General features: G+C 73.0%; 16 protein-coding genes. 1 reads left to right on the top strand and 15 read right to left on the bottom strand.

The genetic code is table 11. The features are described 5' to 3' along the window. Nucleotides 1-8: 8 nt before the first annotated feature. From ACGIF2_RS07215 to ACGIF2_RS07145, 15 genes are all read right to left on the bottom strand, one after another. Nucleotides 9-1,274: a flagellar hook-length control protein FliK gene (locus tag ACGIF2_RS07215; RefSeq protein WP_396045011.1), complete on the bottom strand. Its 1,266-nt coding sequence runs from the start codon at nucleotides 1,272-1,274 to the stop codon at nucleotides 9-11. Next, entirely contained in the window at nucleotides 1,271-1,987 is a 717-nt protein-coding gene (locus tag ACGIF2_RS07210; protein ID WP_396045009.1) for a C40 family peptidase, read from the bottom strand. Before ACGIF2_RS07210 ends, ACGIF2_RS07215 begins: the two co-directional genes overlap by 4 nt. After that, nucleotides 1,984-2,430 carry a flagellar export protein FliJ gene (locus ACGIF2_RS07205; protein ID WP_396045007.1) on the bottom strand — a complete coding sequence of 149 codons (447 nt, stop codon included), beginning with the start codon at nucleotides 2,428-2,430 and terminating at the stop codon, nucleotides 1,984-1,986. The genes ACGIF2_RS07210 and ACGIF2_RS07205 overlap by 4 nt, the downstream gene beginning before the upstream one ends. Next, entirely contained in the window at nucleotides 2,427-3,752 is a 1,326-nt protein-coding gene (locus tag ACGIF2_RS07200) for a FliI/YscN family ATPase (protein WP_396045005.1), read from the bottom strand. Before ACGIF2_RS07200 ends, ACGIF2_RS07205 begins: the two co-directional genes overlap by 4 nt. Next, nucleotides 3,749-4,384 carry a FliH/SctL family protein gene (locus tag ACGIF2_RS07195; protein WP_396045003.1) on the bottom strand — a complete coding sequence of 212 codons (636 nt, stop codon included), beginning with the start codon at nucleotides 4,382-4,384 and terminating at the stop codon, nucleotides 3,749-3,751. Before ACGIF2_RS07195 ends, ACGIF2_RS07200 begins: the two co-directional genes overlap by 4 nt. Continuing rightward, nucleotides 4,374-5,375 carry a flagellar motor switch protein FliG gene (gene fliG, locus ACGIF2_RS07190; protein ID WP_396045001.1) on the bottom strand — a complete coding sequence of 334 codons (1,002 nt, stop codon included), beginning with the start codon at nucleotides 5,373-5,375 and terminating at the stop codon, nucleotides 4,374-4,376. Before fliG ends, ACGIF2_RS07195 begins: the two co-directional genes overlap by 11 nt. Then, nucleotides 5,375-6,979 (bottom strand): flagellar basal-body MS-ring/collar protein FliF, encoded by a 1,605-nt coding sequence (fliF, locus tag ACGIF2_RS07185; RefSeq protein WP_396044999.1) that lies wholly within the window; start codon nucleotides 6,977-6,979, stop codon nucleotides 5,375-5,377. The genes fliG and fliF overlap by 1 nt, the downstream gene beginning before the upstream one ends. After that, complete coding sequence (gene fliE, locus ACGIF2_RS07180) at nucleotides 6,979-7,290, bottom strand: flagellar hook-basal body complex protein FliE (RefSeq protein ID WP_396044997.1); 312 nt, start codon at nucleotides 7,288-7,290, stop codon at nucleotides 6,979-6,981. The genes fliF and fliE overlap by 1 nt, the downstream gene beginning before the upstream one ends. Beyond that, a complete protein-coding gene (gene flgC / locus ACGIF2_RS07175; protein ID WP_396044995.1) occupies nucleotides 7,290-7,691 on the bottom strand; it encodes a flagellar basal body rod protein FlgC in 402 nt (133 codons plus the stop codon). Before flgC ends, fliE begins: the two co-directional genes overlap by 1 nt. Further along, complete coding sequence (locus tag ACGIF2_RS07170) at nucleotides 7,691-8,032, bottom strand: flagellar basal body rod protein FlgB (RefSeq protein WP_396045692.1); 342 nt, start codon at nucleotides 8,030-8,032, stop codon at nucleotides 7,691-7,693. Before ACGIF2_RS07170 ends, flgC begins: the two co-directional genes overlap by 1 nt. 229 nt (nucleotides 8,033-8,261) lie before the next feature. Then, entirely contained in the window at nucleotides 8,262-8,600 is a 339-nt protein-coding gene (locus ACGIF2_RS07165; RefSeq protein WP_396044993.1) for a hypothetical protein, read from the bottom strand. Next, on the bottom strand, nucleotides 8,590-9,018 hold the full coding sequence (gene fliS / locus ACGIF2_RS07160; RefSeq protein ID WP_396044991.1) for a flagellar export chaperone FliS: 429 nt from the start codon (nucleotides 9,016-9,018) through the stop codon (nucleotides 8,590-8,592). The genes ACGIF2_RS07165 and fliS overlap by 11 nt, the downstream gene beginning before the upstream one ends. Nucleotides 9,019-9,064: 46 nt before the next feature. Further along, on the bottom strand, nucleotides 9,065-10,450 hold the full coding sequence (gene fliD, locus ACGIF2_RS07155) for a flagellar filament capping protein FliD (RefSeq protein ID WP_396044989.1): 1,386 nt from the start codon (nucleotides 10,448-10,450) through the stop codon (nucleotides 9,065-9,067). Between the two features lie 49 nt (nucleotides 10,451-10,499). Then, on the bottom strand, nucleotides 10,500-11,342 hold the full coding sequence (locus ACGIF2_RS07150) for a flagellin (RefSeq protein WP_396044987.1): 843 nt from the start codon (nucleotides 11,340-11,342) through the stop codon (nucleotides 10,500-10,502). 115 nt (nucleotides 11,343-11,457) lie between these two features. After that, nucleotides 11,458-12,345, bottom strand: coding sequence for a sigma-70 family RNA polymerase sigma factor (locus ACGIF2_RS07145; RefSeq protein WP_396044985.1), 888 nt, complete (start codon nucleotides 12,343-12,345; stop codon nucleotides 11,458-11,460). A gap of 388 nt (nucleotides 12,346-12,733) precedes the next feature. On the opposite strand from ACGIF2_RS07145, the gene flgN reads away from it, so the two are divergent. Further along, nucleotides 12,734-13,219, top strand: coding sequence for a flagellar export chaperone FlgN (gene flgN / locus ACGIF2_RS07140; protein ID WP_396044983.1), 486 nt, complete (start codon nucleotides 12,734-12,736; stop codon nucleotides 13,217-13,219). Nucleotides 13,220-13,230: the final 11 nt, after the last annotated feature.

The raw sequence follows: 13,230 nt of genomic DNA, 5'->3' as shown, positions 1-13,230 counted from the left end.
GCTCCTGGTCAGGCGAAGACGTCGATGCCGCCCGGCCGGGCGGCCGACGGGGAGGAGGGTGCGGTGGCGGCCCCCGGGGCGGTGGCCCCGGCGCCGGTCGAGGTGGAGCGCTGCCGGTCGTCGGACGAGCCTGTGCCGTCGCCGCCCGCGCCCTGCGCGTCCCGCTGGCCCAGGCCCAGCTCGGCCTGCAGGCCCGATGCGGCGAGGTCACGGCGGAGCTCGGCGAGCGAGGAGCGCAGCGCCTCCCGGGACTGCTCGGTCGCGCCGATGAGGTCGATGCGCACAGCGTCGGCCGAGATGTGCGCGACGACCCGCACGGGGCCCAGGTGCTCGGGGTCGATCGCGAGCGACATCACGTGCTGGCCCTTGCCCAGGTCGCGCAGCCCCGCGAGCTGCGGTGCGAGCTGCGCGGGCAGCGGCGCCGGGGCGGGGGCGGGCTGCGGTGCGGCGGGGGCGTCGACGGCCCGCACCACGCCCGCCGTCGCGCCGGGCGCGACCGGCGCGACCACGATCGTCGGGGTCGCCTCGGTGGGCGCGGGAGCGGCGGGCACCGGGACCGCGGCGGCCTCTGCGGGGACGGTCCCCGCACCGGCGGGCGACTGCGCGGCTGCGGGTGCAGCGGTCACGGGCACGCCCTGGGCGGCCCGCGAGGCGGCGCGCGCCACGATCGGGCCGGTGCCGGTGGGCTGCTCCGGCACGGCGCCGGGCGCGACCGCCGGAGCCCCGCCCACGGGCTGAGGTGCGGTGTCGCCGGGTTCGGTCACGGGGGTCGCCGCGGGGGTCGCTGTGGGGATCACTGTGGGGGTCGCCGTGGCGATGGCCGCAGCGACGACGACCGGCGCCGCGGGCACGGTCGCGGACGCGCTCTCGACCGCCACGAGTGCCGCGTCGGGCACCACGTCGGCCGATGTCGGCACCGGGGCGGGCTGCGCCGCGGCTGCGAGCACGAGGGCGAGCCCGTCGCTCGCCGGGACGGGCGTCGTCGGGGTCGTCGAGGCGGTGCCGTCGGGCGGCGTGGGGGCCGAGTCGCCCGCCGACGCGGACCCGTCGGTGGCCGGCGTCTCCGGGCCGGACGCGGGTTCGGCCTGAGCCCGGTCGCTGCGACCTGCGGCCCGCGCACGGTCACGCACCGCGGTGCGGTCCTGGCCGGGGTCGGGGCGCACCTGGTCGCGCAGCACGGTGTCGAAGTCGGCACCCGTCGGGCGCTGCGCCGGCCGGGGCGTGGACGGGGCGATGCTGGGCGTGGCGGCCTGCGCCACGGGCGTCGCGCTCATGTGCTCACTCCGATGCTGCGTGCGAGGGCCGCGAGCGAGGACGCGCTCGAGGTGGACGACGTGGTCGACGAGAGCCCCGCCACGAGCTCGAGCGCACTGCGCTGCGCGGTGGCCGAGGCCAGCGCCGAGGTGAGCTGGGTGCTGCTCGCCGCGGACTCCTGGGGGAGCACGCGCCGGATCGCCGTGGGGGTCGTGTAGACGTCGCGGATCTGCACGTACGAACCGGCCTTCGGGGCGTCGATCATCTTCCCGTCGCCCACGTAGATGCCGATGTGCGTGCCGCCGCCGAACACGAGCAGGTCACCCGGCTGCGCCTGGGCGAGCGAGCCGACGGCGGTCCCCACCGTCATCTGCTCGCGCGCTGTGCGCGGGATGCCCTCGACGCCGATGTCGGTCATCGCCCGCAGCACGAGGCCCGAGCAGTCGAGGCCACCCTCGTCGAGCGATTCCCCGCCCCACACGTACGGCACCCCGAGGTACTTCGAGGCCGCGGCGACGAGCGCCTGACCCGTCGCGGTCGACGACGTGGTGGTCGACGAACCGGTCAGCCCCGCGACCTGGGTCGCGTCGACGCCGAGGGCAGCGAGCTGGGCAGCGAAGGTCGCGTCGGTGCCCGTCGCGGACGTGGTCGCCGTGCCCGACGACGTGGTCGGGGGCTCGACGAGCTGCGCGAGCTCGGCCATGCGGGTCTGGATCGCGGCGATGCCCGTCATCGGTCGCTCCCGTCCTGCTGCGTCGGGACCCCGGTCCGCATGCGCCCGGCGACCTCGTCGAGCACGGCCTGCTCGGCGCGGGCCTCCTCGGCGCGCACCTCGGTGTCGTGCCGCTCCTCGAGCTTCTCGAGCGTGCGGGTCGCGGTGCGGGCCTGCGACCAGAGACCTTCGGAGTCGACCACCACGGCCTGCGCCGCGACGACGGCGTGGGAGTGCTCGACGAGCAGCCCGCTGAGCGCGGCGCGGCTCGCGACGGCGGCCCGCCAGTGCAGCTCGTCCGAGCGGGCGGGCAGCGACGCGGAGCCCAGCACCGTCTCGGTCTCGTGCCGACGGTCCTCGGCGGCGTCGCGCTGGCGCACGGCGCGCGCGAGCTCGACCGCAGCCTGATCCTCGGCGAGCGTGCGCAGCCGCAGCAGCCCCGCGAGGCGGAAGGGCCGGCTCATGCGGCCATCCCCATCGCGCCCACGAGTCCGGCGAGCCGGTCCCAGGAGTCGTCCGCGCCGGCCGCGTCGTCGAGCGGCTGCTGCAGGAACGCGTCGATCGCGCGGCCGTGCGTCACGGCCGCGTCGACGAGCGGGTTGGAGCCCGAGACGTAGGCGCCCACGTCGAGCAGGTCCTGCGCCTGGCGGCGCGCGGCCATCACCGTGCGCAGCCGCACCGCCAGGTCGCGCTGGTGCGTCGAGGTCACCCGGTTCGCGACGCGTGAGATCGAGGCGAGGGCGTCGACGCTCGGGAAGTGCCCCTGCACCGCCAGCCGACGGTCGAGCACGACGTGCCCGTCGAGGATCGAGCGGGCCGCGTCGGCGATGGGCTCGTTGTGGTCGTCGCCGTCGACGAGCACCGTGTAGATGCCGGTGATCGAACCGGTCGCGGCCGTGCCGGCCCGCTCGAGCAGCTGCGCGAGCAGCGCGAACGTGCTGGGCGGGTAGCCGCGGGTCGCGGGGGGCTCGCCGACCGAGAGCCCGATCTCACGCTGGGCCATGGCCACACGCGTGAGCGAGTCCATCATCAGCACCACGTCCGCTCCCCCGTCACGGAAGTGCTCCGCGATGCGGGTCGCGACGAACGCCGAGCGCAGCCGCACGAGCGGCGGCTCGTCCGAGGTCGCCACCACGACGACCGAGCGGGCCAGGCCTTCGGGTCCCAGGTCGTCCTCGAGGAACTCCCGGACCTCGCGACCGCGCTCCCCGACCAGCGCGATCACGGAGACCTGCGCGTCGGTGCCGCGCGCGACCATCGACAGCAGGCTCGACTTGCCGACGCCCGAGCCCGCGAACAGGCCCATGCGCTGACCGCGCCCCAGCGTCACGAGGGTGTCGAGCACGCGCACGCCCGTCTCGAGCGGTGCGGCGACCCTGGCGCGCTCGAGCGGGTGCGGCGAACGGCCCGTGACGGGCACGTGCGCGTCCTCGCGGAGCGGGCCCTTGCCGTCGATCGGGCGTCCCAGGCCGTCGATGACACGGCCCAGCAGCGCGTGGCCCACCGGGGCCGTGAGCACGGTACCCAGCGCGCGCACGGGCATGCCGGCCCGCAGGCCGTGCGTCGGTCCGAGCGGCATGCAGCGTGCGGCGGCGCGCTCGGCGGCGACCACCTCGGCCGGCACGGCGTCGGGGCCCTCGCCGATCAGGACGAGGTCGCCCACGGCCGATCCGGTGCCGGCGACCTCGATCGTCAGGCCCACGATCCCCCGCACCGTGCCCACGTGCTCGGGCCGGGCCGCGTCGAGCGCCCGGTCCCACGTGGTCCGGGCCGTCGTGGTGGTCATGCGCCCGGCTCCGCGAGCACGGCGCGCAGTCGCTCGAGCGCCGTGGTCAGTCGGGCGTCGAGGTAGCCGTCGGGGTGCTCGCTCACGGCGTCGCCGACGGCGAGCATGGCGTCGGGCACGAACGTCAGGCCGGCGACGTCGGGCACCGCGTCGGCCGCGACGAGCACGTCGAGGTCGCGCGGGTTCATGCGCACGGTCTGGGGTCCCACCTGCTGGTGGTCCTCGAGGGCCCGGGCGAGCGCTGCCCGGGCGCCGTGCTCGCCGTCGCGCAGCTCGTGGCCCAGCACGGCCTGCGCGAGCTCGAGGGCCGCGCGCTGCAGCCGTCGCTCGAGCTCGTCGATCACGGGCACGGTCCGGGCCTGCGCGGCGAGCGCGGCGCGCTCGAGCGTCACGAGCGCCGCGGCGTGCTCGGCGGCACGGCGCGAGGCCGCCACCTCGAGCTCGCGCGCCACCCGTCCTGCCTCGGCCTGGGCGGCCTGGGCTGCGTCGCGCATTCCTGCCGCGAACCCGGCCGCGTAGCCCGCGGCCCGGGCCCGCTCGAGCTCGGCGGTCCGCGCCGACTCGCGCGCACCGTCCGGGGCCGCCCCCATGACGACCCGCTCGAAGACGGCTCCCCGCACCTCAGGCGACATACTCGTCCTCGCCCTCGCGGCGGATGAGGATCTGGCCGCTCTCCTCGAGACGGCGGATGACCTGCACCACGCTCGCGCGGGCGTCCTCGACCTGCGACATGCGCACGGGGCCGAGCAGCTCGACCTCCTCGACGAGGTTCTCGCGGGCCCGCTCGGACAGGTTGCGCAGGATCTTGTCGCGCACCTCCTCGCCGACACCCTTGAGCGCGACCGACAGCTCCGACATCTCGACCTGGCGCAGCACGAGCTGCATCGCACGGTCCTCGAGCAGCACGATGTCGCCGAACACGAACATGCGGCTGCGGACCTCCTCCGCGAGCGCCTCGTCGCGGGCCTGCAGCCCTTCGAGGATGAGCTTCTCGGTGGTCGGGTCGGCGCGGTTGATGATCTCGACGAGCGGCTGGACGCCACCCACCGCCGACAGCTCCTGCGGGGTGAGCACGGCCGACGCCTTGCGCTGCAGGCTCTCGGCGACGACAGTCACCACGTCCGGGCTGGCGCGCTCCATGAGCGCGATCCGGTGCGCGACCTCGGCCTGGAGCTCGGGCGGCAGCCCCGCGAGGATCAGCGACGCGTGGTCGGGGCGCAGGTGGGCGAGCACGAGCGCGATGGTCTGCGGGTGCTCGCCGCTGATCAGCGAGAGCACCTGGCGCGCGTCGGCGTGCTGCAGGAACTCGAAGCGCTGGCCGGCCATCGAGGACTGCAGCCGCTCGATCATGCCGGCGGCCTGGTCACGGCCGAGCGAGGCCTCGAGCAGGTGCTGGGCGTAGCCGAGCCCTCCCCCGACGCCCGGACCGATCACCGACGCGGCGTAGAACTCCTCGAGCACCTCGTCCGCGAGGTCCTGGTCCACGCGGTCGAGCCGCATGATCTCGGCCGTCAGCTCCTCGATCTCGTTGACCTCGAGCTGGGCCATGACGCGCGCGGCCCGGTCGCGGCCGAGCTGGAGCAGCATCATGGCGGCCTTCTGGGTCCCCGTGAGCGCGGCCATCAGCGGCGGGCCCCGGGTCCGGTCGGCGTGAGCCAGCCGCGCAGCAGCTCGGCGATCTCGGCCGGCTGCTCGTCGGCGAGCGCCGAGAGCTCGGCGCGCTTGATCGCGACCCCGTCGACCGGAGCGGGCGCCGGGGCGATGCCCATCGGCAGCGCGGCCAGGCCCATGTCAGGGCCCTCGATCTCGAGGGTGTTCTCGCCCCCGCCCAGCAGCGGCAGCTCGCCGATGTCGAGCGACTCGCGGCGGCTGCGGCGCGAGCGACGCATCGCGGCGACAGCGAGGGCCAGGAGCACGAGCAGGACGGCGCCGGCGATCGCGAGCTGCCGCACGAGCGACTCGTTGGCCTGCGCCTTCGCCTGCTCGTCGGCGGCCGCGAGGGCGTCCTGGGCGGCCTCGGCGGACGTCGTGTCGAAGGCCATGCGCTGCACGGCGACCGTGTCGCCACGCGTGGTGTCGATCCCCGCGGCGGCGCTGACCATCGCGGTGAGCTCGCCCAGGTCGATGTCGGGGGTCGAGGCCGAGTCGACGGCGACCGCGAGCGACTGCCGCTTGACGCTGCCCGGGGCCGTGACGGTCTTCTCGGTGACCTTGTTCACGGCGTTGTTGAGGTTCTCGGTGGTCGAGGAGTAGACCCCGGCCGTCGAGGTGTCCGACGGGACGGCGATGTTGTCGGGCCCCAGCACCCCGGCGGCCGTGCCGCCGCTCCCCGTGTACTCCTCGGTCGTGGTCGCCGAGATGAGCGGGGGGACGTCGGGCGTCGCCGTGAACTCCTCGCTCGTGCGGTCCGTCTGGTCGTAGTCGAGCTCGGCCGTGAGGGTGACAGCCGAGTGCCCGGCACCGACGACGCGGTCGAGCAGCTCCTGGACCGCGGCACGCACCCGCAGCTCGTACTCGCCCGTCTGCTGGCCCGAGAGCCCGGTGCCGACCGCCGCCCCGACGGTCGACAGGACCTTGCCGGTCGAGTCGACCACGGCGACGTCGGTGGGCTCCATGCCTTCGATGCCGGCGGAGACGAGGTGCACGATGGCCTGCACCTGCTCGGTGCCCAGGGTCGTGCCCGCGGTCGTGCGGAGGAACACCGACGCGGTCGGGTCCTCCTTCTCCGAGACGAACACGCTGTCCTGGGGCAGCGCGAGCTTGACCGTCGCGGCGTCGACGCCCTGCATCGCCCCGATCGTCTTCGCGAGCTCGCCCTCGAGCGCGCGCTGGTAGGTGACCTCCTGCTGGAACTCGGACGACGTCATGCCCATGTCGTCGAGCAGCGAGTAGCCCGCGCCGTCGCTGTTCGCGGGGAGCCCCGCGGCGGCCAGCTTGAGGCGCATCGTGTAGAGCTTGTCGGCGGGCACCATGACGGTGCTGCCGCCGTCGGCCAGCTCGTACGAGACGCCCTCGGCGCTCAGCTGGTCGACCACGGCGCTCGCGTCGGTCGCGGACAGGCTCGTGAACAGCGGGCTCAGCGTGGGCTTCGACATCCAGCTCGTGAGCGCGACGGCGCCGAGCACGAGCACGGCCAGCCCGATCAGGGCGAGGGTGCGCTGCGCGAGGGTGAACTGCTTGACGGTCGACCCGAACCGGCCGAGCACCGCCGAGAGCTGCGCGGGCATCAGGCCTGCATCCGCATGATCTCGGAGAACGCGTCGATCGCCTTGTTGCGCAGCGCGGCGGTCAGCTCGAGCGTGAGGCTCGCCTCGGCCGCCGCGACCGTGTAGTCGTGCACGTCGTCGAGGTCACCGGTCACGGCCTGCACCGCGAGCTGGTTGCTGGTCGACTGGAGCTGCTGGAGCGAGTCGATCGAGCCGAGCACCGAGGCGAAGCCCGCACCGTCGCCCGACGAGGTCGCGTCGGTGCCGGTCGCTCCGGAGAGGTACGTGGTGGGCAGGACGGTTGTCACGCCGCCGATCGCGGGGATGCTCATCAGGAACGTCCGATCTGCAGTGCTGCCTCGTAGGTGGCCTTGGCACGGTCGACCACGGCGGCGTTCGCCTCGTAGCCGCGCTGCGCCATGATCAGCTGGGTCATCTGGCTGGCCATGTCGACGTCGGGGTAGCGCACGTAGCCCTGCTCGTCGGCGAGCGGGTTGTCGGGCTCGTACGCGAGCCGCCCCTCGGCGCTGCCGAGCTCGATGCCTGCCACCTGCACCCCGCCGCCGTCCGCGCTCGCGATCTCCTGCGCGACGACGTACTTGGTCTGGTACGCCGCCTCGGTGGTCGAGGTCGCGGTCGACATGTTCGCGAGGTTGTCGCTGACCGCGTCGAGCCACTTGCGGTACACGGTGAGGCCCGTGCTGGCGATCCCGATCGCGCCGAAGGTGGTCATCAGGAGCTCCTCATGGCGGTGCGGATCGAGGAGTAGGTCCCGCTCACCGCTTGGGTGGCGAGCTGGTACCGCAGGTTCGTGTCGACGTTCAGCAACGTCTCGGTGTCGAGGTTGACGTTGTTGCCGTCCTCGCGGGTGGGCTCGAGCGAACGGGCCGTGGTGGCCGTCGTCGCACCCGAGCCGTGGCTCACGGCACGGGCGAGCGCGTCCTCGAACTGCACCCGCTGGGCCTGGTAGCCGGGGGTCTGCACGTTCGCGACGTTCTCCGCGATGACGCGTTGGCGCAGCGCAAGACCGTCGAGCGCGCTGTTGAGCGCGACATAGCCGACCGAGTCGAACATGGACATGCGTGGCCCTACCTCACCGACGTGGTACTTCGGGTCGGCCGATCCGTGGCCTCATGCGCGAGCCATCCGTGCTCGGACTCCTCATCGGAGGCCCTTGCATCGCTGTGAGAAGTTCGCCCGCGCTGCGCGGACGTTCACCCGGTCGGCCGAACGGGTTCGCTCGGAAGTGTCCCCTGCTGTCCGAGTCGTGCCGCCGTCGCGCGTCGGCCCGCGTCAGCCCTGGTCAGCCCTCGACGTCGAGGTAGACCGGGACGCCCGGGGGTCGCGCGTCGAGCGCGCTCGCCGCGACCAGGTGGCGACGGGTCAGCGCCGCGGCCGCCGTGAGGTGCTCGGTGAGCACGCCCTGACGTGCGAGCAGGGCGCGTGCGCGCTCGGCGTGCTCGACCGGCATCGGTCCCAGGCCCGCGGGGGCCCGCCAGGTCGTCGGCCCGACGGCGTCACCGGGCTCGTCGGCGAGCAGCACGGCCTCGGCGGCCTCGAGCTCGCCCTGCAGCCGGTCGAGGACGTCGGCCCAGGCCTGCGCGTCGACCGCGCCGCCCTGTCCGTCGAGGTCAGCCGACACCGAGGTCACCCATCAGCGCGCCGGCCGCGACGGGCTCGGAGGCCGGGGCGGGGGCGACAGCCGCGGCGGCGTCGTGCCAGGCGTCCCGCAGCGGGGCGATGAGCTCGCGGCACCCCGCGGTCCGGTCCGCGTCCCCCGTCATCGACGCCTCGATGAGCTCGGTCAGCAGGAACGAGTACAGCGACAGGAGGCCGGGTCCTCCGTCCCAGACGCCCGTGTCGAGGCTCGCGATGAGCTCCGCGATGATCTCCTGCGCGTGCGTGAGCTGCGCGGTCCCCTCGACCCTGTCGCCCTGCCGCTGTGCGACCTCGGCCCGCTCGACGTCGAGCAGCATCCGGTCGTAGAGCATCGTCAGGAGGCGCGCCGGCCCCACGGTCGCGACCGTGTCGGCCAGGTACCGCGAACGCACGTCGTACATTGCCGGACTCCTTTGGGCGTCAGTCAGGACGGCTGTCGGCCGTTCCTCAGGAGGAGGTCGACAGCGAGGCGAGCTGGCTGGTGAGCCAGCTCGACTGCGACTGCAGGTTGGACAGCGTGACCTCGAGTGCCGAGTACGTCTTCTGCAGGCCCTCGCGTCGGGACGCCAGCCGGATGTCCCACGAAGCGATCTGCTCGCCGAGGGTCTTGACCACCCCCTCCTGGCTCCGGATCTTCAGCGTCATGGTGCCCTCGTACTTGTCCGACGCCCCGGTCGCGACGTCGGCGACACGCGCGGCCAGTCCCGAGATGATCTTCTCGACCTTCGCGGGGTCGGCGGCGAGCGCGGCCGCGAACTTCACCTCGTCGAAGTCGAACATCCCGGTCTTGGCATTGATGCTGATCCCGGCCTCGGCGGGCGAGAGGCCCTCGATGGGGAGCGACGTGGCGCTCTGCAGCTGCTGCTGGAGGCCGCGTACGGCGCTGTCGCCGCTGAACAGGCCGCCCGTGACGACCGGGCGGCCGTCCTCGGAGGTGGAGGTGGTCGACGCGGTGCGGGCCGAGATCTCGGACATCACCACACCCAGGGCGCCCATCAACCCGGTGGCCAGCTTGGTGATCGCCGCGTCGTCACGGGCCACCGTGAGGGAGACCGGCGTCGCCTCGACCTGTGTGACGGTGACGTCGATCCCGGACATCAGCCCGGAGAAGGTGTTGGTGGCCGAGGAGACGGTCTGCTCGGAGGTGGTGCCTGCCCACAGGGTGAGCTGTGCGTCCTGTGCCGACCGGACGGTGCTGAGCGCGAGGACCTCGGAGCCCGAGCCGTCCTGACCTGTCGCGACGGAGATCGTGAAGCCCTTGCTCCCGCCGGTGTCGACGCCGGTGAGCTGGAGCCGGTACTCGGGCGCGGCTGAGGTGCCGACGTTGACGGCCGCGGCCTTGACCCCGCTCCCCTTGACGTTGAACGCAGCGACGATGTCGGCGATGTCGGAGCTGGCGGCGGTGACCACCGTGTCGACGCCACCTTGGGTGACGGTGAACGTGGGCGTCGCGGTGTCGTAGGCCGTGGGCAGCTTCACCAGCGACGCCTGGGACTGTGCGATCCGCGAGACCGTGAAGCTGAGCGTGGACGGCTGGGCGCCTGCAGCGGCCGTGGCCGTCACTGACGGGTGCGACGATGTGGCCTTGACCGCCGCCCAGGACGAGGCCTTGGTGGCTGCCGTCGCCGCGTCGCCCAACGAGGAGAGCTTCGCGTTCAGGGCCTGCAGCGCCGTCACGAGGCTGCTCGTGCTCGTCTGCTTCTGCGTGAGGAGCCGTTGCGGCGCCGCCTCGGCAGTCATCAGCTGGTTGATCAGGTCCGTCGTGTTCAGACCGCTGATCAGCCCGTCGATCCCGAGCGATGCCATCTGGTGCCGTCCTTCGTCCGTGCTCATGGGGCCAGTCGTGTGGCGCTGCGTCCTCACCACGAAGGTGAGGTCAGGATCACCGCAGGAGCGAGAGCACGCCCTGGGGGATCTGGTTGGCCTGCGCGAGCATCGCCGTGCCGGCCTGCGACAGGATCTGCGCGCGGGTGAAGGAGACCATCTCCGACGCCATGTCCGTGTCGCGGATCCGGCTCTCCGACGCCGACAGGTTCTCGACGGCGACGTTGATGTTCTTGACCGTGTGCTCAAACCGGTTCTGCATCGCACCGAGGTTGGCGCGAGCGGTCGAGATCGTGCCAATCTGCGTGTCGACGAGGGCGATTGACGTGAGCGCCGTCGCGGCCGACGAGAAATCGAGAGCGCCGAGGTTCGTGGCGATCGTCGCGACGTTGGCGGGGGCCAGGTCGACCTCGATCTGGTCGTTGCCCGCGGTCGAGCCCGCGCCGACCTGGAACGTGAGCTTGCCACCGGTGCCACCGGTGCCGTCGAGCAGCTGGGTGCCGTTGAAGTTGGTCGACTTCGAGATACGGTCCAGCTCCGAGACGAGCTGGTCCGACTCGGTCTTGATGTTGGCGCGCGCCGCGGGGTTGTTCGAGTCGTTACCCGACTGCACGGCCAGGTCACGCACGCGCTGGAGGATCGCGTGGACCTCGGTCAGGGCGCCTTCAGCGGTCTGCACGACCGAGATGCCGTCCTGGGCGTTGCGGGCGGCGACCTTGAGGCCACCGACCTGCGAGCGCAGGCCCTCGGAGATCGCGAGGCCGGCAGCGTCGTCCGCCGCGCGGTTGATGCGGAAGCCCGAGGAGAGCTTCTCGAGCGACTTGCTCAGGTCGTTCTGCGTGTTGGACAGGTTGCGGTACGAGTTGACGGCCGCGATGTTCTGGTTGATCGAGAGACCCATGATGAACGTCCTCCTTGTGGGGTCAGATGCTGCCCATCCGTGGGCACATCCCCCTCATCGGCCGTCGGTCCGACCTCTGAGGGATTTGCGGGAACTTTTTCAGCCGCTCGGCTGGTCAGCCGGTGACGGCCTGCGCCCGCAGCTCGCGGGCCGTGTCGGCGACCTGACGCTGCGCGGGGATCAGGCCGGGATCGGCGACGGCCCGGTGGGGCGTCGTCGACATCGCGGCGCGCGCGGCGACGGACGCGAAGTAGGTGCGTCGACGTCGCTCGGCGACGCCGTCGGGGCGGTCGGCCGCCGGCACGAGGTCGGGGTCGAGGCTCGAGTTGAGGCCGTCACGCAGCAGCGCGAGGGCCTCGGTGCGCAGCTGGCTGATGCGGGACTGGGTCACGCCCAGCTCGGCCGCGAGCTCCGCGACGGGGCGGTCGTGGAAGAACAGCTCCTCGACCACGCAGCGCAGCCGCTCGGGCAGCGCGTCGACGCCCGCCCGCAGGTAGCGCAGCCGCTCACCGGTGAGCAGCGCCTCCTCGGGCCCGGGGGTGTCGTCGCTGATCAGATCGGCCACGGGGTGCACGGTCGCGTCGATGCTGAGCACGCGACGCTCGGAGTCCTGGCGGGCCTGGTCGACCGTCGCGACGTCGGTGCCCAGGGCGGTGGCGAGCTCGTCGCGCGAGGGGCTGCGGCCGAGGGCGGCCGTGAGGCGGTCGCTCGTGGAGGCCAGCTCGCGGGCCCGGTGCCGCGCACCGCGGGTGGCCCAGTCCATCGAGCGGAGCTCGTCGAGCAGGGCCCCGCGGATGCGCAGGGCGGCGTAGCGAGCGAACGGGACACCGGTCGAGGCGTCGTAGGCCCGGGCCGCGAGCACGAGGGCGAGGCTGCCTGCCGACGCGAGCTCGTCCCGCGTCACGGTCGGAGGAACCCGCATCAGCACCTCGCTGACGTGGTACCCGACCAGCGGCAGGTGCGCGACGACGAGGTCGTCGGTGGCGTGTCCGATGGCTGTCACCCGTGTTGTGTCGTCAGCCACCCCCCTGTGCTTGAGGGATTCCGTCGACGCCTGCCGAGGGCTCTACAACGTAGGAGACGACGAAGAGGACGATGCGGACAGCGGAATCACCCACAGCCGCGCATAGGGAACTCCCAGACAAGGCTTGCTGTGACGAAGGTCACAACGGGTGAAGCGGGGTGCGGAGCCCCTCCGCCTGCTGGACACTTGTCCACCTGCTCGCCGACACCCCGTCGCGGACCAGAAGCCCGCGAAAACGGCCGGATCACCCGCTCGTGCGCGAATCACCTGCGGAAAAAGGGTCATGACCACGGGTGGGCGTCCGATCAGGAGACCAGAACCCCGGTGCGTCACCGCACCCAACGACGAGCGAGAGGCGGAGGCACCCGTGGCCCTGAGCCGGTTGTCCGACGTGCTGTGGCGCGAGCGCCACCTGCTCGAGCTGCTGCTGTTCAAGCTCGAGGAGGAGCAGCTCATCCTCACGAGCGGGCGGTCGCAGTGGCTCACCCACGCGACCCGTGAGGTCGAGACCGTGCTCGAGCAGATCCGGGAGGCCGAGCTCGGCCGCTCGGCCGAGGCCGAGGCGGTCGCCGAGCTGCTGGGCCTCGACGTCGGATCGAGCCTGCTCACGATCTCGGAGCACGCCCCCAGCCCGTGGGACGAGCTGCTGCGTGCCCACCGTGACGCCTTCGTCCAGCTGACCACGCAGATCAGCCAGGTCGCCGACGGCAACCGCGAGCTGCTCGCCATGTCGCACCGCGCGACCCAGGAGACCCTGCTCTCCCTGCAGGACACCGTGCAGACGTACGACGTCCGCGGGTCGAGCTCCACACCCGTCGACCGCAGCGCCCAGCTGCTCGACCAGTCCTTCTGAGAGAGGCAGGA

It is taken from the genome of Cellulomonas sp. P22 (assembly GCF_044392165.1).
The sequence above is the reverse complement of the archived record's forward strand: the minus strand, read 5'-3'. Positions and strand labels throughout refer to the sequence as shown.